Here is a 20,758-nt window from a genome sequence, read left to right on the forward strand (position 1 = left end):
TAGCATGCGCTTTTTTTTGCTAATGATTAGTTGTTTGTTTCTTGTTTCATGCCAACAAAATGATTACTCTCCATTAACAGTCCCTTTATATGATCGAGCTAATGATACCGTAGGAACAGCCACTTTTACCGAAGAAGCGGATAGTGTTTCTGTAAAAATAGCTGTAGAAGGATTAAAGCCAGGTTTACATGGGGTGCATATTCATGAATACGGAAAGTGTGAATCACCAGATTTTCAATCGGCTGGTAGTCACTATAATCCTGAAGGAAAAAAACATGGGTTAATGAATCCAAACGGTGCTCATCTTGGTGATATGCCTAATATTGAAGCTGGAGAAGATGGTACAGCAGAAGCAGAGTTTACCCTTGATCAAGTGACACTATCTGAAGGGAAATATTCGTTATTAGAAGAAGACGGCACCTCCATTATTATTCATGAAAAACAAGATGATGGTGTCAGCCAACCAGCAGGGAATGCAGGTGAACGGATAATATGCGGAAAGATTACTGGCAAAGTTGCAGAACAAGAAAAGCAACCAACCGATCCAACAGAAGATAATGAAAAAACAGAAGAGGAGTAGCTCCGTCGAGCAACTCCTCTTTTTTATAACTATTTGTTTTTTCTTTGATCAAGTGCATGAAGGATTTTATTAACGCCTTCTTGCACATATGCAGTAGGACTGGCTATATTTATTCGCATAAAACCTTTACCCTCTTCGCCAAAAGAAGCACCATCATTGAGTCCAACTTTGGCTTCTTCTTGCATGAATCGTTTTAAGTCATCATGTGATAAATTCATATTCGTGCAATCTAACCAAATCAAATAAGTGCCTTCTGCTCGAATAGCAGTGATTTCTTCTCGATCTGCAAAAGCATCGACCACGAGGTTACGGTTTGTTTCTAACAATTGCAAGAGCCCGTTCAACCAATCTTTTCCTTCTGTATAAGCGGCTTCTAGTGCCGTAACGCCCATTGTATTTACCATCGTTATACCATATTTTTTAAACGCATCTTGTATTTCTGTGCGAATACGTTTGTTTGGGATAATAGCATAAGATACTTGCAAGCCAGCCAAATTAAATGTTTTGGTAGGAGATAGACAAGTAACGGTTTGTTGACTAACAGATTCAGATAGTGAACTGATTGGAGTGTGTTTATTTCCTGAATAAATTAAATCTGCATGAATTTCATCCGAAAGAATTAACACATCGTATGCTAGACAAAGGGCGGTTAATTTCTCTAATTCTTCTTTCGTCCATACCCTGCCAACCGGATTATGCGGATTACACAGAATAATAGCTTGAACACCTTGTTTAAATGTATCTTCTAAATGATCAAAATCCATTGTATAGCGGTTATTTTCATAAACAAGTGGGTTCTTAACTATCTCACGATCATGTGACTCAATAATACTGTAAAACGGTGGATAAACAGGTGTTTGGATGACAATTTTATCACCAGGTTTCGTTTGTGTTAACACAGCCATATGTAAAGTTGGAATAACACCAGGGCTATAAACGATCCAGTCTTTGTTAATTTCCCATTGATGTTGATCATAGATCCATTGTTTCACATGTCCATGTAATGTATCATCCGTTAAGGTATAACCGAAAATACCATGCTCAACGCGTTCGATCAACTTTTGTTTAATTGAATCAGCAATGGTTAGGTCCATGTCTGCAACCCACATTGGTTGTACTTCTTTAGAACCAAATAGGGTTTCAACCATATCCCATTTAGCCGATCGTGTATTTTTACGTTCTGGAAAACTTTCGAAATCTGCTGCCATTGTCTCGCTTCCTCCTGTTCATTACTTTATTTAAATATTTTATAATATTTGTGCATTATAACATGTTTTTTTTGAAACATCGATAAATTTATATTTAGATAAATGAAGACAAAAAATAAGCAAAGCGTTTAACGCTTTGCTTCACAGGGGGAATACGAGAAAGTCTTACTTATTACAGTTTTAATATTACCAATTTTAGCTTTGATTAAACATATTTCTTAAAAATAAATTTTATATTTTTGTATAATATGTTAGAATTAATAATTGTGTATAAATAGATATAACAGTTTGAAAATATCTAAGTCGACCATAAAATAAAATAGTAGGAGATGTTGGTATGTCAGATAAGTTTACAGAAGGACAAGTAGTAGAAGGAAAAGTTACAGGTGTTCAACCATATGGTGCATTTGTTGCCTTAGATGATGAAGTACAAGGATTAGTTCACATTTCAGAAGTTACCCACGGATTTGTTAAAGATATTAACGAATTTTTAACTGTTGGTGATGATGTTAAAGTGAAAATTTTATCTATTGATGAAGCAAATAATAAATATTCATTATCTATTCGTGCGACAGAAGAAGCACCAAAGCAACAAGAAAAACCTAAACAAGTAAAACAAACACAAACACAAGCACCAAAAGAAGAAGCAGGTTTTAACACATTAAAAGATAAACTAAATGAATGGATTGAACAATCAGAAGATCGCGTAAAATCATTCAACAAAAAATAAGAAAAAAGCCTTTTAGCGTAGAGCTAAGAGGCTTTTCTCTTATTTTTCAGGTTGAGGACTTTTTGATGTAGCCATTTCCTCAGAAGGTTTGAACAGTAAGGATAGACAAACCAATCCGCTAATGCCGACTAATGTATAAATAACTCTCGCAAAAGCTCCACTCTGTTCTCCGCCACCAAAGACTGCAGCTACTAAGTCAAACTGAAATAAACCAATGAGCCCCCAGTTGATCGCTCCGATAATGATTAGTGCCAAAGTTATTCGTTGCAATGTATTCAACCCAATAACCTCCTTAAAATTGTGATCAGCTATAGGATAACTCACTTTACCAAAAGTATACGTTAGTTCATTTATGTCTTCATAAAAATGTAAAATTTTATTAATTCTTTTGTTTTTCTAGTTTTGTCACTTGATTTACAAAGCTTGTTTCGTTAAATTAAAATAGTAAGCTCTATTTTTGAATTGGAGGGTATTAAATGACACATGTACGGTTTGAATATGATAAAGCGTTAACTTTCTTTGGTAAGCACGAAATAGCTTACTTAAAAGAGCCTGTGAAATTGGCACACGAGATGATACATAACAAAACAGGCGCAGGAAACGATTTTTTAGGGTGGGTAAACTTACCGACAAATTATGACAAAGAAGAATTTGCTCGAATAAAAAAAGCTGCTAATAAAATTAAATCAGATTCAGATATTTTATTAGTAATTGGTATTGGGGGATCCTACTTAGGTGCGCGTGCAGCATTAGAAATGCTAAACCATTCTTTCTACAATACGTTAGATAAAGAAAAACGTGATACACCACAAGTAATCTTTGTTGGAAATAGCATTAGTTCTACTTACATGAAGGAACTATTTGATTTATTAGAAGGTAAAGATGTATCGATTAACGTTATTTCTAAAAGTGGAACAACAACAGAACCGGCTTTAGCATTCCGTATTTACCGTAAATTCCTAGAGGACAAATACGGTGTAGAGGAAGCAAAAAAACGTATTTATGCGACAACAGATAAAGCAAAAGGTGCCTTAAAAACACTTGCAACAGAAGAGGGTTACGAATCATTTGTCATTCCTGATGATGTTGGTGGTCGTTACTCTGTATTAACAGCTGTAGGTCTTTTACCAATTGCTGCAAGTGGTATCGATATTGATACAATGATGCAAGGCGCCCAAAAAGCACAAGAAGAATTAAGTGAAGCAGATATCGATAAAAACCCTGCTTATCAATATGCTGCCATTCGTAATGTATTGTATAACAAAGGCAAAACAATTGAAATGCTGATTAATTATGAACCAGCCCTACAATATTTCAGTGAATGGTGGAAACAACTATTCGGTGAGAGTGAAGGAAAAGATTTCAAAGGTATTTATCCATCTTCTGCAAACTTCTCTACCGACTTGCACTCTTTAGGACAATATGTACAAGAAGGTCGACGTGATATTTTTGAGACTGTCCTTCATGTTGAGGAACCTAAATACGACTTAACGATTGAAGAAGATGCACAAAACCTAGATGGCTTGAATTATCTAGCTGGGGAAACAGTTGATTTTGTTAATGAAAAAGCCTATCAAGGTACGATGCTTGCACACACAGATGGTCAAGTACCAAACTTAATTGTTCATCTTCCTAAATTAGATGCATATACATTTGGTTATGTAGTGTATTTCTTTGAAAAAGCTTGTGCAATTAGTGGCTACTTACTAGGAGTTAATCCATTTGATCAACCTGGTGTAGAAGCATACAAGAAAAACATGTTTGCTTTGCTTGGCAAACCTGGTTTTGAAAAAGAAAAAGAAGAATTAGAGAAAAGATTATAATTCCAAAAACCTTCATAACTAAAGTTGTGAAGGTTTTTTGTTTGATATATTTATTGAACAGCCCAATAGGAGTAAAGTGTAAAGCTTCTCCTTAGAATACGACAGCGCAACATGATATAATAATCACACTTTAAATTGTATATTGCTTAGTCATCAAATTAAAACGAATGCATAAAAGGGGTTTTCAATATGAAAGGTGTTATTGCAAAAGAACCAGGTGGAAAAGAACAGTTAATTTATACGGATATGCCTGAACCAACTTTACAAACAGGAGAATTGTTAATTGAAGTCCATGCTGCTGCAGTCAATCGAACAGATATTATGAATCGAGAAGGAAAAACAGGCTATGCGTCGAACCCGATTATCGGTGTGGAAGTAGCTGGAGTTGTGGCCAATGCAAATGGTCAACAAGGATTTGCTATAGGTGACCGTGTGATGGGATTAGTAAATGGTGGTGGCTATGCGGAATTTGCTACAATGCCGGCAGGTCGTGCCATGAAGATTCCAGATAACCTTGATTTCACCGATGCTGCAGCCATACCAGAAGTTTTCTTAACCGCTTTCCAAACATTATATTGGATTGGTAATCTAAGCAAAAAAGAATCTGTTTTAATTCATGCTGGTGGCAGTGGAGTTGGTACAGCAGCTATTCAATTGGCTAACGTACTGAGTGATGCTTTTATTCTTACGACAGCAGGTTCATCAACAAAGTTAGCGAAAGGGAAAGAACTTGGCGCTGATGTTTTAATAAATTATAAAGAGCAGGATTTTGCGCAAGAAGTAGTTAAAACGACTAATGAACAAGGTGTTTCACTTATCTTAGATTTTATTGGTGCGCAATATTGGCAAAAAAATTTACAAAGCATTGCTGTGGATGGACGTTGGGTCGTAATCGGCGTATTAGGTGGAACTACCATTGAGCATGTAAATTTAATGCATTTAATGGCGAAACGAATTCAATTAACCGGAACGCTCTTAACACCGAGAAGTGATCAATATAAAGCTGAGTTGACCCAAGCATTTTCTCATCAAACTTACACACTTTTTGAAAATGGAAGCTTAAAACCGATTGTTGATGCTGTGTTTGCTATAGAAGATGTACAACAAGCACATCAGATGATGGAAGAAAATCGCAATCTAGGTAAAATTGTTTTAAAAGTAAAATAAAATAACTTTCAAAAGTAGCCCTATAGAGTAGTCATGTTCAAAAGCATTTCTATAGGGTGTTTCTTATGAGAGCAAGAAGGTCAATTAGCAGGAGAAGTAGGTTGAATGTTAGACGGATTGGTTGCTATACAATCATTTTAATGGTTATCATGAAAAAGTCTCATTTATTGCAGTGGGTGCCCCGTGCAATGAATGAGATCAATTACATTGGCTCTAATAAAAGTAGCTTATCCTCTGTTGTTACAATTGTATCATAAGAGGGATTAATCATAATTTCATGCTGCTTTACAATGCCGATTAATAAATATTCGGCGGAAACAAGCGTATTTGAAATTTGTAAAAATGTTTGCTCAGCTAACTCCTCGGAAACATCCGTTAACGAAAACTGTTGTTTGGCTAAAATTTTTAATAACATTTCAAACGGCTGCACTGCTGATGCTCGAAAGATCTCGTGGAAGAAAAGTGTGCTCATAAAGTCATTGGATCGTATCACTGTGTCTGCTCCAGCACGTTTTGCATTTGAGAGTTGTTCCTTTGTTAAAATTTCCGTTATAATATACACTTTCGGATTGTTTCCACGTAGTGCTAACGTAGTTAAAATACTGGTTTGATCAGCGTGTGATTCTTGTTTAGCAGGATCGGCGGTAATCACCGCATAGGCTGCTTCTTGAATATTTGCTTTGGCTAGGATGTCATCGGAAGTCGGATCTCCGCGAACAAAATGGCAATCACCTGCTTGTTGAGGTAATTGTTTTAAGGTACGGTCGATTAGTACGACGTGTTCCTTTTTATTTAGTTCCTCCAACATGGCTAACAGTTGACGTGCGCGTTCATTCCATCCAATAAAGATAATATGATGTTTTCCTTTAAAAACAGTGTCCCCTCGTTTTATTGCTTCCTCGCGCTTGATGGTAGTTGAAGATACCGTTGCCATATAAAAAGTAACAAGCCCACCACCAGTTAATATTAATAAAATCCCGATAATTTTTCCGAGAGAACTTAATGGCACAAAGTCGCCGTATCCAACAGTTGACCCTGTGACAAATGCCCACCAAATGCCATCAAATATGCTTGGGAAATGTTCTGGCTCTATTACATGAATAATAATACCAAAACTAAGCATTAATATACTAACCGTTAAGAGTAAGCGAATCAACACGGGTAAGCGGAAATAAAAATGAAATAATTTATATAAATACATTCGAATTCCCTTTCTTTTTAAGATAATAAAAAGCATCTTTCGTGTAGTAATGCCCTAAAATTTGATATGATATGACTAATAGGAGGGATACATAATGGAAAAACAACGACAAGATTTTTTATTAAACTTATTAACAACACCCTCTCCTTCTAGTATGGAGATGGACATCCAAAAGAAATGGATCAATGAGGTCCAACCTTTTGCGGATGAAATCATGACCGATAATGCGGGAAATGCGATTGGGGTGTTAAACAAAGAGGCCCCATTTAAAATTTTGCTTGCAGGTCATTGTGATGAAATTGCGTTGATAATTAATCGAATTGATACACAGGGATATCTGTATATTGACAAAATGGGTGGTATCAATCCAAAGGCTGCGATCGGTATGAAGGTCACTGTTCTTGGTTATGGTAAAACGATTACCGGTGTCATTGGCGTGAACGCCCAACATCATGGTGGGATTAAAGGTGATTTTGATTTAGAAGACGTATTTATTGATTGTGGCGCAAAATCAAAAGAAGAGATTGAGCAATTTGTACAGATTGGTGATTTAGCGGTTTATAAACGCGAACCAGAAGTATTAATGGATCGTTATATCGCTGGACGTGGCCTAGATAATCGAACTGGTGCGTTTATTGTGGCTGAAGTATTACGTCGATTGTCAGAAAAAGATTTAAAAGTTGGCGTATATGCTGCGAGTACGGTTAATGAAGAGACAAATATGGGTGGGGCTTATTTTGCAGCAGCTGGTATTGAACCTACCATGGCAATTGCTTGTGATGTAACATTTGCGACAGATTACCCAAGTGTGAACAAGCAAAAACATGGCGATGTTCAACTAGACGGTGGCCCTGTTTTAGCGAAAGGTGCACCAATTAATCGAAAAATGAATAAACTATTAGAAGACACAGCAAAACGATTAAACATGAAAGTACAATATGAATTAACACCACGCATGACTGGCACAGATGCGGATAAAATGCGTGTAACAGGTAAAGGTGTACCAATCAGCCTTGTATCCTTACCGTTACGTTACATGCACTCACCGGTTGAAACAGTGAGTATGAAAGATATTGATGAAGAAATCGAATTACTAGTAGAAATGATTGCTTCTATGACTGGAGAAGAAAGCTTAAATCCGTTAGAAGACTAATCGTATATACCTGTCACAAATTTGTGACAAAATTCACATGCAAGGTACTTCACAAGAAGTGTTTCTCTGTGTATAATGTAATTAAATTAAATATCGGTTCTATCTTCGGGGCAGGGTGTAATTCCCGACCGACGGTAACAAGTGTAATAGCTTGAAGTCCGTGACCCGCTTATGCGGTGGATCTGGTGAAACTCCAGAACCGACAGTTAAAGTCTGGATGGGAGAAGATAAAGGAGCAAGAAGGTGTATTTCCTACGCCTTTATTTCCTGATAAATAAACTCTAAAGCCCCCACTATGAGGTTTTAGAGTTTTTATTTTAGATGGAAAGCATTGCTCTCCCTTCATCAAAAGCAAGATTGGAATCGATAAAAGATGGAGGAGGAAGATTGTTATGCAATCATCACGTTTATTAAAATTAATTATCATTGCTTTACTTGGTGCCATTTCGATGGTTTTATTATTTCTGAATTTCCCAATACCTTTTTTACCGCCGTATTTAAAGGTTGATTTCAGTGAAGTTCCGGCGCTAATTGCTGGGTTATTATTCACACCAGCTGCAGGAATTTTAGTTGAGGCAATTAAAAATCTATTGTATGCCATGTTTATGGGGGCAAGTGATCCAATCGGAATTATAGCCAACTTTGTGGCAGGCACACTATTTGTTTTCCCAGTGGCTATGCTTTATCACAAAATAAAAGGTAAGAAAAGTATTGTTACTGGTTTAATTACAGGTACCGTCGCAATGGCGATCGGTATGAGCGTATTAAATTATCTTGTTCTTTTACCTGCGTATAGCATGTTCATGGGGTGGGAAACCATGAGTAGCGCAGTGAAATTAGGAACAGTACTAGGTGGCGTACTACCATTTAACTTTGTGAAAGGTATTATTTTAACCGCATTATTTGTGCCACTATTTATTAAGTTAAAACCGTGGTTAGAGCAAAAAAGCGCAGCATTTCGCTAAATAAAAGATAAAAAGGCTTTCTCAGTCTAGCTGAGAAAGCCTTTTTATCTTTTATAGAATTCTTTTGGCTCTATACTAAATGTGGTGTTATTCCTTGATTTATCAAAGGTTCCATCGAAGCAAAAAAAAAAAACAGTCAATCCCCTCTCTTTTATTCCCCTAAAGCAGAGGTAATATGCGAGATTCCTGCGGGAACAGCAAATGTTTTCGATGGGACGAGTAATCGCAGTCCCACGCGTTCGAAGATCCACTTGGTTAAGCGGCTAGAAGTTAGACGAAAACCGTCACGTCCTGTGACAACGTTTAACTGACCCACGTCCTGTGTGCCCGAGGAAAGCGAGTATATTTCCCCTGCGGTTCAGGTGCAAGTATGATGAATAATGTAAGTGTAATAAAAGAGATGGTGGAGTGAAAATCACACCACCACATTTGACAGAGAACCATTCTTTTCAGGGTATATAATTAACACATTAAGTGTTGTAATATATAAAAAAAGATTTCGTGGAATTTTATGTTAAACGAATCGGTAGAAATGTAATGAATTGTGGTTATCGTAATCTTTCTTTTGAGCACAAGATAATATCAAGGAGGTCACATGAAATCAGTTAAATTCTTCTTTATTTGTATCGTCGTTTCACTTCTACTTGAATTTATCTTAAGTTCTTTTCAAGTTACGGAAATGGAATGGTGGAGTACTATTTTTATCGTCATATTTACATTTGTAGGTGCCTATATTGGAATAGGAATAAGAACTATTTTCGATAGTGGTAAGGATCCTTTACGGAAATAAAAACAGTCACATTTTGACTGTTTTTAACATGAATGCAAGAAAAAACTTCGCAGTACTCAGTTAATGAGCTAGGGCGAAGTTTTATATTATATTTCACATACGTTTTATGTTTGTTTTTTGTCGGTAACACCAATGGTACATCGCGCTGTTGAAATTAATTGCTCGTTTTCATCGACAATATCGATTTGCCATACCATGGTTGTTTTCCCAATATGTTTTGGAGTAGCACGAGCCAATACCCATCCGTCTCGTTTACTTTTTACATGGTTCGCATTTATCTCAATACCGAAGATAAGGTGTTTTGCTAAGTCAACATTAGATGAGGCGCCAATACTTGCCGCTGTTTCTGCTAAAGCAACACTTGCTCCCCCGTGTAAAAAGCCCATTGGTTGCCTTGTTTTCTGATTGACAGGCATGCGCATTTCAACTAAATCGGGCTGACTTGTGAGCAACTCCATTTCTAGGACTTCCATTAGCGTAGCATTAAAATTCAATTAACTCCCCCCCTTTACAAAGAAAAAGGAATAAATATCTGGATAAGCAAAGACAATCCTAATAACGCACCATAGACGGTATTCGTCTTCGCTGTGGCAACCATGCCAGGTATTTTTTCCACATTTGTTTTTTTACCTCTAAAACCATCAATTGCTTGTTTTGCTTTCTTACTACTTAATAAAGCAACTAAAGACCAGATAGGCAAGATTCCTAAGCCGATGAAAACAATGGTAAGCACATAACTAACTAGAAAACAAGTAGCTAGAAGTGTAACGGCTTTTTCTTGTCCTAACAGAATAGCAATCGTTTTTCTGCCATTTTCTTTGTCATTTTCCAAGTCACGAATATTATTGGATAACAAAATCATACCAATTAAAATAGCCACAGGAATTGATATGACAATCATATCAGTTGTTATGGTCATGGTTTGGACAAAATAACTGATGCCGATGAGCATGGTTCCCATAAAAAAACCAGAGACAATCTCACCTAAGGGGGTTGAAGCAATCGGATAAGGCCCGCCTGTATAAAGGTAACCAAATAGCATACATACTAACCCAACAGCCATCACCCACCAATTCGATTGTAAACAGATGTAAACTCCTAATAGCATAGCAAGTAAGAAAAATGTAATAGCTAACCAAAAGATTTTTTTTGGTGCAATGCCATCTCGGACAATTGTTCCACCAATACCGACAGAATTTTCGTTATCTAGCCCTCTGACAAAATCATAGTATTCATTAAACATATTTGTAGCTGCTTGAATTAGCATAGCGGCTACAAGCATCGCTAAAAATAACAAAAAATGAATGGATCCATCTAAGATAGCTAACATGGTCCCGATAAATACTGGAACAAAGGAAGCAGTAAGTGTATGTGGTCTTAATAATCGCCACCAAACATGAAAGCCTGGTTTTTCATTTAATGCTGATTTTACTGTATTATTTTCTAATGATTGCATGTGTTCTTTCTCTCTCCTAACTACTAATGTAAAACCCCTTATTGGAAATTAAATACATAGGTTGTCGTGTCATGGTGTGAAATTTATAATGATAATGCTATGATATCATTATAAGTTTAGAGAACGCAGCGGTTGATGTCAACAGATTGAGGGGTGTATCCACATTTATACAGTCAATCGTTAGAAATAGCATATACCGTAGAATGCAAACGGATGATGTGCCCAATGATCTCGTTCGTTAAAAGCAGTTTTCCCTTACTTGTAGAGGCTATCCTAACTATCTTTAGGGACGTGTGTTACACCCCGTTAAAGTGGGTAAGTTAGTATTGTTGAGAAACAATACAAAAGAGAATAGAATATATATGGGGAAAAGTTTTACGTCAACACAATTCGTGAATAAAATAGAACAGATTTTTTATGTCTGAATGAAATAACCCCTATCATTATTGGAGGGTTGACCATGATTGAAACAACACAGAAACCGTTAGACATCTTGATTGATAAAGCAATGAAAACGGCAAAAAATCAACAAATAGAACAAATAATAAGTTTAACTGAAAAAATAAATGATGTAGATCCATTCACTTTTTTTGATCAGGCCAAAGTCTTAGGGGATAATCGTTTTTTTTGGTCTAGTGCTACAGATGACTTTTATTTGGTAGGAGCGGGAGAAGCATATACGCTACAAGCAAATACGAACGCCTATTATCAAATTGAACAGCAGTGGAAACATGTGTTGGATCGTGCATTCATCCATAATAGCTATCGACAGCCTGGTACTGGTTTTGTTGCTTTTGGAGGTTTTCCTTTTGATCCAACAGAATCTCTTAGTCAAGTTTGGGATGATTTCGATGGTAGCCACTTTCGTATTCCATCATACTTATTGGCACGTCATAATGGAGAATTCTTTTTAACAATGAATATAGTTGTATCTCCGCAAGATAAAAAAGCAGATCTTTTGGAACAAATAGAGCAACAAAAAGTGATTTTACTTTCTAATACAGCAGCTATACAAGCGCAAGCAAAAATAGCTTTTACAGAAGAAGTATATCCAATGGAATGGAAAGAAACCGTAAAAAAAGCTACAGAGGAAATTAAGCAAGGGAAAGCGGCTAAGATTGTGTTAGCTCGAGCCATGAATCTTCATTTTGATTCCCTCCCCGTTATCCAGTCTGTTCTAAAAGAATTAATGCGTGTACAGACGAGAAGTTTTATATTTGCCTATGAGCAGGGCGATTCGTGCTTTATTGGGGCAACGCCAGAACGACTTGTACGAGTAGAGCAAGAACAAGTATTTTCTGCATGTCTAGCAGGTACTGCTCCAAGAGGAAAAACAACCGGAGAGGATCAGCATATTGCCGATCACTTATTGCATGACAGAAAAAATAGAGAAGAGCATGATTATGTGGTAGAAATGATTGAACATGCCCTTACTGATGCTTGTGAATCCGTTTATGTACCTGATCAACCAGTGATTTATCCTTTGAAAAATTTGCAACACTTGTATACACCAGTTACTGCCAAACTAAAAAAAGACTATAGCATACTAGATATTGTTAAAAACCTACATCCTACCCCTGCTTTAGGGGGATTACCTAGAGAAGCTTCTTTATCCTTTATCCGTTCTTTTGAAGCGTTGGAACGCGGTTGGTATGGCGCGCCTATTGGGTGGTTTGATGCTAATCAAAACGGTGAGTTTGGCGTTGCAATACGCTCAGGTTTATTGAAAGGTAAAACAGCAACATTGTTCGCTGGTTGTGGTGTTGTGAAAGACTCTGATCCTGATGCCGAATACCAAGAAACAGTAATGAAATTTGCGCCAATGCGTAGTGCATTAAGGGGAGAAAATACATGAATTACACAGAAGCGTTATCAAGATATGTTGCTGCATTTGTTGATGAATTAGCACAGCATGAATTAGGGAATGTGGTTATCTCCCCCGGTTCACGATCGACGCCATTAGCAATGACATTTGCTGAGCATCCTGACGTCAAGACTTGGGTAAATATGGACGAGCGTTCGGCAGGTTTTTTTGCACTTGGGATTGCCAAACAAACCAACCAGCCGGTTGCACTTGTTTGTACATCTGGAACTGCAGCTGCGAATTATTATCCAGCAGTTATTGAAGCTTATTATAGTCGCGTACCTTTACTTGTGCTTACAGCTGATCGACCGCATGAATTAAGAGATGTTGGAGCACCGCAAGCTATCAATCAATTACATTTATATGGAGAATATGCTAAATGGTTTCAAGAGCTAAGTTTACCTGAAGCCACAGACCGATCACTAGGTTATATTCGTTCGATGGCTGCGCGTGCTTTTCATGTTGCAAACGGGAAAAATAAAGGGGTAGTGCACTTGAATTTTCCTTTCCGGGAGCCGCTTGTACCTGATTTCTCTCTGCCAAACTTATGGGGCAACCAGGAAAAAGCGAAACATTTGGAATTTCACCAAGGACAAAAACAGCTGTCTACACCAGAATTAGATAAACTGTATGAGCAATTAAAGCAATACAAAAAAGGTTTAATTGTGTGTGGGCCAATGCAGGACAATGACGCACTAGTAGAACTATTAGCGTTGGCGGAAGCCTGGCAAATACCGGTCTTGGCTGATCCTCTATCACAATTACGACAAGGGGTAACCAATAAGCGAGTTGTGATTGATAGTTATGATGCAATTCTAAAAGATCCTAATACGCGTGAAAAGCTAGAACCAGACTTTATTATACGATTTGGTGCAATGCCGGTGTCAAAACCATATACACTGTGGCTTAAGGAAAAACCAGCAATTGATCATTATATTGTGGAGGAAGACCAAGGATTTCGTGAGCCAGTTGGTCATGGTGCCACAGTCTTTTATACCGATCCTGCTATGTTTTGTGCTACTATGCTTGAGTTACCGAAGTTTCAGTTTGATTTAAACTGGGTAAAGCAATGGCAGAGCTATAATCAAGTCGCAATGAATATCCTAAAAGAACATGATGAAGAAGGCTTAAATGAAGGGCATGCAGTCGTCCATTTAGCAGAACACATACCTGATAATAGTACGTTATTTATTGGAAACAGCATGGCGATTCGTGATGTAGATACCTTTTGGTTTGCTACTAATAAAATAATAAAAATGCTAGCAAACCGAGGAGCTAATGGAATCGACGGGGTGATCTCGAGTGCGTTAGGGGCTGCAACAGCTAGTAAACGCGTAACATTATTTATTGGGGATGTGTCGTTTTTTCATGATCAAAATGGGCTGTTAATGGCAAAGCAATACGGGCTTAATCTTACCATTGTATTAATTAACAATAATGGCGGTGGGATTTTTTCTTTCTTACCACAAGCAAAACAACAAAGTCCACATTATGAAGCACTATTCGGTACACCATTGGATCTTGATTTATCTCATGTTGCACAATTATATAAGGGGAACTATGCGAATCCAAAAACGTGGGAAGCTTATCAAGAAGCATTGAAAGAAAGTTACCGACGATCAGGATTATCAATTATTGAATTAAACACTGTTCGCACTCATAATGCAGCATGGCATGAGCAAAAATGGAGAAAGATAGCCATGCATATCGAGGAGGAACTCCATGTATCTGACGGTAAGTAAGCAACAGTATTGGCTAGAAACTTATGGTGATAAAGAAGCGACACCAGTTGTTTTTTTGCATGGCTTTACTGGTAGTTATAAAACCTGGAAAGAAACAATCGAAATGTTTGGTGGTACCCATTGGTGTATTGCCATTGATTTACCTGGTCATGGAAAATCACAAATAGACAGACCAATTCGCATGGAAACATTCTGTGATCACTTAGCACAATTATTAGATGAGTTAGCGATAGATAAAGCGCACTTTGTTGGTTATTCTATGGGAGGACGCACGGTACTTTCTTTCGCTATGCTTCATCCAGAACGCGTACGATCGCTTACATTAGAAAGCGCATCTCCTGGCTTGGAATCTATAGAAGAACAAATGGCTAGACAAACAAAAGATGAGGCGTTGGCTGAAGAAATGGAAACACAAGGAATGGCATGGTTCGTTAACTATTGGGAAAAAATCGCCCTTTTTTCATCGCAACAACAATTGACAACTGTTGAAAAACGTCGTATAAAAGAAGAACGGCTTTCCCAAACGGCTTCTGGTCTGGCTGCTTCTTTACGAGGCATGGGAACCGGAGTTCAACCGTCTTGGTGGGATAAGCTAGCAACCTTGACGATGCCAGTTTCATTGATTGTTGGCGAGTGGGATAAGAAGTTTGTTATGATAGCATATGAAATGAAAAAGCATTGTCAACCTGCTAACTTACATATTGTTTCAGAAGCAGGACATGCCATTCATGTGGAACAAACAGAAAAATTTGCTACAATGGTGAAAGATTTTATTACACGAATGGAGGAGTAACAAATGGCCATTGAATGGACAAGTGAACGAGAATATAGTGAAATTCTTTATGAAACTTATAATGGAATAGCAAAAATAACAATTAACCGTCCAGAAGTGAGAAATGCATTTACACCACTTACTGTACAGGAATTAATCGATGCATTTTCATATGCACGTGATGATTCTAAAATTGGTGTGATTGTATTAGCAGGGGCAGGGGATGCCGCATTCTGTTCTGGTGGCGATCAAAAAGTACGAGGACATGGCGGTTATGTCGGAGAAGACCACGTGCCACGCTTGAATGTACTTGATCTTCAACGTTTAATTCGCGTGATTCCGAAACCAGTTGTTGCAATGGTTTCTGGTTATGCCATCGGCGGCGGTCACGTACTCCATGTTGTTTGTGATTTAACAATTGCAGCAGATAACGCAATTTTTGGTCAAACGGGACCAAAAGTAGGAAGTTTTGATGCAGGTTATGGTGCAGGTTATTTGGCTCGTATCGTGGGACATAAGAAAGCACGTGAAATTTGGTATCTTTGCCGTCAATATAATGCCCAAGAAGCAATGGACATGGGCTTAGTAAATACGGTGGTTCCATTAGATCAATTAGAAGCAGAAACCGTACAATGGTGCGAAGAAATGCTAGATAAATCACCAACTGCACTTCGTTTCTTAAAAGCATCTTTCAATGCAGATACAGATGGATTAGCAGGTCTGCAACAAATGGGCGGAGATGCAACGTTGTTATACTATACAACAGATGAAGCGAAAGAAGGTAGAGATGCCTTTAAAGAAAAAAGAAAGCCAGACTTTAAGCAATTCCCTAGATTTCCTTAATGCAAATGAAAGACGAACAGACTTGTTCGTCTTTTTCTATGTATATGAAGTATTAACAAAAATATCATTTGACGAACAGGAGGGGATTGCATGGGAGAAAAGATGCCGCATTGGTTGGAAAAACAAGCAGTATTAAATGGGGGAGAACTTGCTTTAGAATCACCAACCTTTGGTCAATTGTCCTACCTCGAATTACGCGATAAAGCAAAACGATTTGCTCAACAGTTATCCATTCTAGGTATCAAAGCGGGAGACCATGTTGGGATTTATACCAATAAACGCATTGATTTTATCATTGCAATTCATGCATTAAGTTATTTGAAAGCTGTAGCAATATTGTTGAATACCCGCTTAACGGCAGAAGAAATCGATTATCAATTAATCGATGCCGATGCTAATTTTTTGTTAGTTGAACCAGGCGAACAAGCGATATTTGAAAAATTAGCATTACCAAAAGTAATTACGTTTGACGAGGTGCATCAATCACCACAAGCAAATCGATCTTTACAGTTGGAGATCGATCTCGATGATTTATATACCATTATTTACACCTCAGGTACGACAGGTCATCCTAAAGGTGTCATGCATACATACGGAAACCATTGGTGGAGTGCCATCTCCTCGATGCTTAATTTAGGATTAGATCAGCAAGATAAATGGCTAGCTACACTGCCGTTATTTCACGTTGGTGGTTTTTCCTTACTGATGAAAAATGTCATTTATGGTATGCCTATTTATTTATTAGACCGTTTTGATCCATCATCAGTGAATCAGGCGATTATTGATAAAGGCGTAACCATTGTGTCTGTCGTTGCTGTCATGTTGGATCGTTTAATCGAACAATTAGGAGATAGGCGCTATCCAAGCAAGTTTCGTGGTATGTTACTGGGAGGTGGACCAGCGTCAGCACATCTTTTACAAAAAGCAACGTCGAGCGATATTCCAGTATTTCAAACCTATGGCATGACCGAAACAGCTTCACAGATTGTGACATTAAGTCCGAAAGATGCAATGAAAAAAATAGGATCAGCAGGTAAGGCATTATTTTCGGCACAAGTCATGATACAACAGGACGATCAGGTTGCAGTACCAAGCGTTATTGGTGAAATTTTTGTTAAAGGACCAATGGTGACAAAAGGATATTACAAGCGAGCGTCATCTAAACAAACAGATTGGCTTGCCACAGGTGATTTAGGTTACTTAGATGAGGCAGGATTTTTATATGTCGTGGATCGTAGAAATGATTTAATTATTTCCGGTGGTGAAAATATCTATCCTGCAGAAATAGAAAATGTACTACTAAGCATGGACGGCATTATCGAAGCAGGTGTTGTTGGGAAAGAAGATCCCAAATGGGGAAAGGTTCCTGTGGCATTTATTGTCGTCAATAAAAATTTTAAACTTGAGGAAATAAAACAAAAATGTACGGATGTTTTAGCCAAATATAAAGTACCTAAAGCTTTTTACGTGGTTGATCATCTTCCGAGAAATGCTTCTAATAAGCTTGTGCGTCATAAATTAGTCGAACAGCTTAAATGATACAGTAATTACCATTGATAAAAGAACGCGTGTTCGTATATACTTTATACAAACGCGCGTTCTTTTATTATTGAAGTACAGGAGATGGATGGAATGGAGAAGGTAATCTTTTTAGTTGATATGCAGTCTTTCTATGCTTCGGTTGAGAAAGCAAGTAATTCAGCTTTAGCAGATAAACCTGTCATCGTGTCAGGTGATCCCGAACAACGTAGTGGGATTATTTTAGCTGCTTGTCCAATCGCAAAGCAGCAAGGGGTGAAAACAGCAGAACCGCTTTGGGAAGCACAAATCAAATGCCCAGATGCCGTTGTAGTACGGCCACGAATGCAGTTGTATATTGATGTCTCTTACCAAATCACCAAATTATTAGAGCAATTTTCAGATTTGGTTGAGCCTTATTCCATTGATGAACAATTCCTCGATATTACCGCTAGTCAGCATCTGTTTGGCACATCAGTGCAAATGGCCGAAAAGATTCAGCAAGCGATACTGGAAGATATGGGAACCCATGCTCGTATCGGAATTGGACCAAATAAAGTATTAGCCAAAATGGCGTGTGATGTTTATGCTAAGAAAAATAGCAAAGGTATTTTTCAATTAGATGAAAGCAATTTAGAAAGTAAGTTATGGCAACTTCCGATTAGTAAATTGTTTGGTGTAGGTAGCCGAATGGAAAAACACCTCATTCACATGGGACTACATACCATTGGAAATGTAGCAAACTATCCCCTCCGCTTATTAAAAAAACGTTGGGGAATTAATGGAGAAGTATTGTGGCGAACAGCTAACGGGATTGATTATAGTCCTGTTACCATCAACACACATCAAGAGCAAAAAGCGATAGGTCACCATATGACATTGCCACAAGATTATTATAGCTGGGAAGATATTAAAGTGGTTTTACTAGAGCTTAGTGAAGAAGTAGCTAGGCGGGCAAGAAGACAACAGTATTGTGGAAAACGGATCTCGATCGCAACAAAAGGGGTGGATTTCGATCTCCCGACAGGATTCCATCGCCAACAAAAAATTGCTACAGCCACTCACTTTGGTATGGATATCTATCGTGTTGCTGCACTGCTTTTTCAAAAATTTTGGGATGGTTCGCCTGTTCGAGGGGTTGGAATAACATTAGGGCAGTTAGAAAGAGCCGAGACCTATCAATTATCATTATTTGATCAAGTGGAAGAGAAAGAGACGTTAAGTAAAGCGATAGATCGGATGTATGATAAATATGGTCCAACTGCGATTGTTCGAGCGTCTTCACTAATGCCTTCTGGGCAAGTGCATGTGCGCTCAAAGAAAATTGGTGGTCACTATAAATAGGAGGAAGTTGCAATGAGTCCAAATAAGTTAACACCAGATTCCAATATCATGTGGGAATCCAGTCGGATGATGTTGCCAGAGCATAAAGAAGTGTTGCGGAAACATCATCAACAACAAGACAAAAGAGAAAAACCAATCATAGAGGAACAACAGCTTGCGATGTTTTCAGTTGATATTACCTTTGCTTATACTCAGCAGCTGCCTATTAGGATCGAGACCTTTGATCCATATCAAGAAGTATGTCACATTGGAAAAATTAAAAAAATAGATTCATACCAGCAAAAGGTCCAACTAACTGCGAATGAAGAAATTTATTGGATTGCAATTGCTGACGTGTTAAACGTTACCGTTTTATAACTTTTTTTATTAAATAATTGATAAAGATTATCAAAATCATTGACGAATACCTTTGTAGCAAATAAAATTATAGTTAATTGCAAAATTTAAAAACGCTTTGATTTAAGCAATTCTAGCGTTGGTTAGCAAGCCACACTCGTAAGGGGAGATTGCAGATGGGAACAATTGCTACAAACTCGTTAACGTTAGGTTATGGCGATTCAGTTATTATAGATGATTTAAATATGGAAATTCCAAAAGGTGAAATTACCGTCTTTATTGGTGCAAATGGTTGTGGAAAATCGACTTTATTACGTTCAATGGCCCGCTTGCTAAAGCCTAAACAAGGTAGTGTCGTTTTAAATGGTGAAAATATCGCTAAAATGCCAACTAAAGAAGTAGCGCAACAATTATCAATTTTGCCCCAAAGCCCAATTAGTCCAGAAGGATTGACTGTATTAGATTTAGTCAAACAAGGCCGCCATCCGTATAAAGGGATATTTAATAGATGGTCTAACGAGGATGAAGAAGCAGTACTTGAAGCTCTGGATTCAACCAATATGTTAGACTTAAAAGATCGTACCGTTGATTCTTTATCAGGAGGACAACGACAACGGGCGTGGATTGCGATGATTTTAGCGCAAAAAACAGACACAATCCTATTAGACGAACCGACAACTTACTTAGATATGACCCATCAGATTGAAGTGTTAGACTTATTATTTGAGTTAAATGAAAAGTATCAAAATACAATTGTTATGGTATTGCATGACATCAATTTAGCTTGTCGCTACGCCCATCATATTGTAGCGATTAAAGATAAACAGGTCCATACACAGGGAAGACCGGAAGAAATTATTAACGGCGGAATGGTACAGGATGTCTTTCAGATGAAATGTGATATTACGTATGATCCAATGTTTGGCACTCCAATGTGTATTCCACACGGTAGAGGTAGATGTTTAATAAAAGAAGCCGTGGCTCAATCAAGAATGCAGGCAGCGAAAGTACATTGAGCATAAAATAAATAGTAATTTTTATAGAGACCAATAGTGAGAAAAAGGCGATACCTATACAGTAGGTATCGCCTTTTTTCTGATAATGTTACCTTGTTTTTGCCATAAGCACCTAAGACATAAAAAATTTTTGAAACTTTCAAACTGTTGAAAACGTCTTATAGTATACAAAGAATGACAGAAAACGTTTTAAACAACGGGTTTAAAACCCTGCCATAAAAGGTATAAAAAAATAGAAGATAGTGAGGAG

19 protein-coding genes and 1 riboswitch are annotated in these 20,758 nt (G+C 37.6%); of the genes, 14 read left to right on the forward strand and 5 right to left on the reverse strand.

Annotation, left to right across the window (positions count from 1 at the left end; genetic code table 11):
* Positions 1-4 precede the first annotated feature (4 nt).
* Positions 5-580, forward strand: coding sequence for a superoxide dismutase family protein (locus DES48_RS10320; protein ID WP_079710944.1), 576 nt, complete (start codon positions 5-7; stop codon positions 578-580).
* Between the two features lie 29 nt (positions 581-609).
* On the opposite strand, the gene DES48_RS10325 is transcribed toward DES48_RS10320, so the two are convergent.
* Positions 610-1,788, reverse strand: a complete 1,179-nt coding sequence (locus DES48_RS10325) for a MalY/PatB family protein (protein ID WP_113868969.1) — start codon at positions 1,786-1,788, stop codon at positions 610-612.
* 337 nt (positions 1,789-2,125) lie between these two features.
* On the opposite strand from DES48_RS10325, the gene yugI reads away from it, so the two are divergent.
* Positions 2,126-2,518, forward strand: coding sequence for a S1 domain-containing post-transcriptional regulator GSP13 (gene yugI / locus DES48_RS10330; RefSeq protein ID WP_113868971.1), 393 nt, complete (start codon positions 2,126-2,128; stop codon positions 2,516-2,518).
* A gap of 39 nt (positions 2,519-2,557) precedes the next feature.
* On the opposite strand, the gene DES48_RS10335 is transcribed toward yugI, so the two are convergent.
* The gene (locus DES48_RS10335; RefSeq protein ID WP_079710947.1) at positions 2,558-2,797 is read right to left on the reverse strand and encodes a DUF378 domain-containing protein; all 240 of its coding nucleotides are present in this window, start codon (positions 2,795-2,797) and stop codon (positions 2,558-2,560) included.
* A 197-nt stretch (positions 2,798-2,994) separates the two neighbouring features.
* On the opposite strand from DES48_RS10335, the gene DES48_RS10340 reads away from it, so the two are divergent.
* Together DES48_RS10340 and DES48_RS10345 are read left to right on the forward strand one after the other, a co-directional pair.
* Positions 2,995-4,341, forward strand: a complete 1,347-nt coding sequence (locus DES48_RS10340) for a glucose-6-phosphate isomerase (protein WP_113868973.1) — start codon at positions 2,995-2,997, stop codon at positions 4,339-4,341.
* 189 nt (positions 4,342-4,530) lie between these two features.
* Positions 4,531-5,508, forward strand: a complete 978-nt coding sequence (locus tag DES48_RS10345; protein ID WP_113868975.1) for an NAD(P)H-quinone oxidoreductase — start codon at positions 4,531-4,533, stop codon at positions 5,506-5,508.
* A gap of 202 nt (positions 5,509-5,710) precedes the next feature.
* Here DES48_RS10345 and DES48_RS10350 read toward each other — a convergent pair whose 3' ends face one another.
* Complete coding sequence (locus DES48_RS10350) at positions 5,711-6,709, reverse strand: potassium channel family protein (RefSeq protein WP_113868977.1); 999 nt, start codon at positions 6,707-6,709, stop codon at positions 5,711-5,713.
* A 94-nt stretch (positions 6,710-6,803) separates the two neighbouring features.
* On the opposite strand from DES48_RS10350, the gene DES48_RS10355 reads away from it, so the two are divergent.
* Positions 6,804-7,862 carry a M20/M25/M40 family metallo-hydrolase gene (locus DES48_RS10355; protein ID WP_113868979.1) on the forward strand — a complete coding sequence of 353 codons (1,059 nt, stop codon included), beginning with the start codon at positions 6,804-6,806 and terminating at the stop codon, positions 7,860-7,862.
* A 97-nt stretch (positions 7,863-7,959) separates the two neighbouring features.
* Positions 7,960-8,095, forward strand: a riboswitch (FMN riboswitch).
* 159 nt (positions 8,096-8,254) lie between these two features.
* Positions 8,255-8,827, forward strand: a complete 573-nt coding sequence (locus DES48_RS10360; protein WP_079710952.1) for an ECF transporter S component — start codon at positions 8,255-8,257, stop codon at positions 8,825-8,827.
* An 894-nt stretch (positions 8,828-9,721) separates the two neighbouring features.
* Here DES48_RS10360 and DES48_RS10370 read toward each other — a convergent pair.
* Together DES48_RS10370 and DES48_RS10375 are read right to left on the reverse strand one after the other, a co-directional pair.
* Complete coding sequence (locus DES48_RS10370) at positions 9,722-10,111, reverse strand: PaaI family thioesterase (protein WP_245911375.1); 390 nt, start codon at positions 10,109-10,111, stop codon at positions 9,722-9,724.
* A 14-nt stretch (positions 10,112-10,125) separates the two neighbouring features.
* Positions 10,126-11,073: a 1,4-dihydroxy-2-naphthoate polyprenyltransferase gene (locus tag DES48_RS10375; RefSeq protein ID WP_113868983.1), complete on the reverse strand. Its 948-nt coding sequence runs from the start codon at positions 11,071-11,073 to the stop codon at positions 10,126-10,128.
* Between the two features lie 460 nt (positions 11,074-11,533).
* On the opposite strand from DES48_RS10375, the gene DES48_RS10380 reads away from it, so the two are divergent.
* The 8 genes from DES48_RS10380 to DES48_RS10415 all read left to right on the forward strand — a co-directional run bounded on the left by DES48_RS10380 (position 11,534) and on the right by DES48_RS10415 (position 20,508).
* Positions 11,534-12,928 carry an isochorismate synthase gene (locus DES48_RS10380; protein ID WP_113868985.1) on the forward strand — a complete coding sequence of 465 codons (1,395 nt, stop codon included), beginning with the start codon at positions 11,534-11,536 and terminating at the stop codon, positions 12,926-12,928.
* Positions 12,925-14,679, forward strand: a complete 1,755-nt coding sequence (menD, locus tag DES48_RS10385; RefSeq protein WP_113868987.1) for a 2-succinyl-5-enolpyruvyl-6-hydroxy-3-cyclohexene-1-carboxylic-acid synthase — start codon at positions 12,925-12,927, stop codon at positions 14,677-14,679. Before DES48_RS10380 ends, menD begins: the two co-directional genes overlap by 4 nt.
* Complete coding sequence (menH, locus tag DES48_RS10390; RefSeq protein WP_113868989.1) at positions 14,660-15,472, forward strand: 2-succinyl-6-hydroxy-2,4-cyclohexadiene-1-carboxylate synthase; 813 nt, start codon at positions 14,660-14,662, stop codon at positions 15,470-15,472. Before menD ends, menH begins: the two co-directional genes overlap by 20 nt.
* Positions 15,473-15,475: 3 nt before the next feature.
* Positions 15,476-16,294, forward strand: a complete 819-nt coding sequence (gene menB, locus DES48_RS10395) for a 1,4-dihydroxy-2-naphthoyl-CoA synthase (RefSeq protein WP_079710959.1) — start codon at positions 15,476-15,478, stop codon at positions 16,292-16,294.
* A 90-nt stretch (positions 16,295-16,384) separates the two neighbouring features.
* Complete coding sequence (locus tag DES48_RS10400) at positions 16,385-17,833, forward strand: o-succinylbenzoate--CoA ligase (RefSeq protein WP_113868992.1); 1,449 nt, start codon at positions 16,385-16,387, stop codon at positions 17,831-17,833.
* 93 nt (positions 17,834-17,926) lie between these two features.
* A complete protein-coding gene (locus tag DES48_RS10405) occupies positions 17,927-19,156 on the forward strand; it encodes a DNA polymerase IV (protein ID WP_113868994.1) in 1,230 nt (409 codons plus the stop codon).
* A gap of 12 nt (positions 19,157-19,168) precedes the next feature.
* Positions 19,169-19,513, forward strand: coding sequence for a YolD-like family protein (locus DES48_RS10410; protein WP_113868996.1), 345 nt, complete (start codon positions 19,169-19,171; stop codon positions 19,511-19,513).
* Between the two features lie 155 nt (positions 19,514-19,668).
* Positions 19,669-20,508, forward strand: coding sequence for an ABC transporter ATP-binding protein (locus DES48_RS10415; protein WP_113868998.1), 840 nt, complete (start codon positions 19,669-19,671; stop codon positions 20,506-20,508).
* Positions 20,509-20,758: the final 250 nt, after the last annotated feature.

This window comes from Paraliobacillus ryukyuensis, from assembly GCF_003315295.1.
GTDB lineage: Bacteria > Bacillota > Bacilli > Bacillales > Amphibacillaceae > Paraliobacillus > Paraliobacillus ryukyuensis.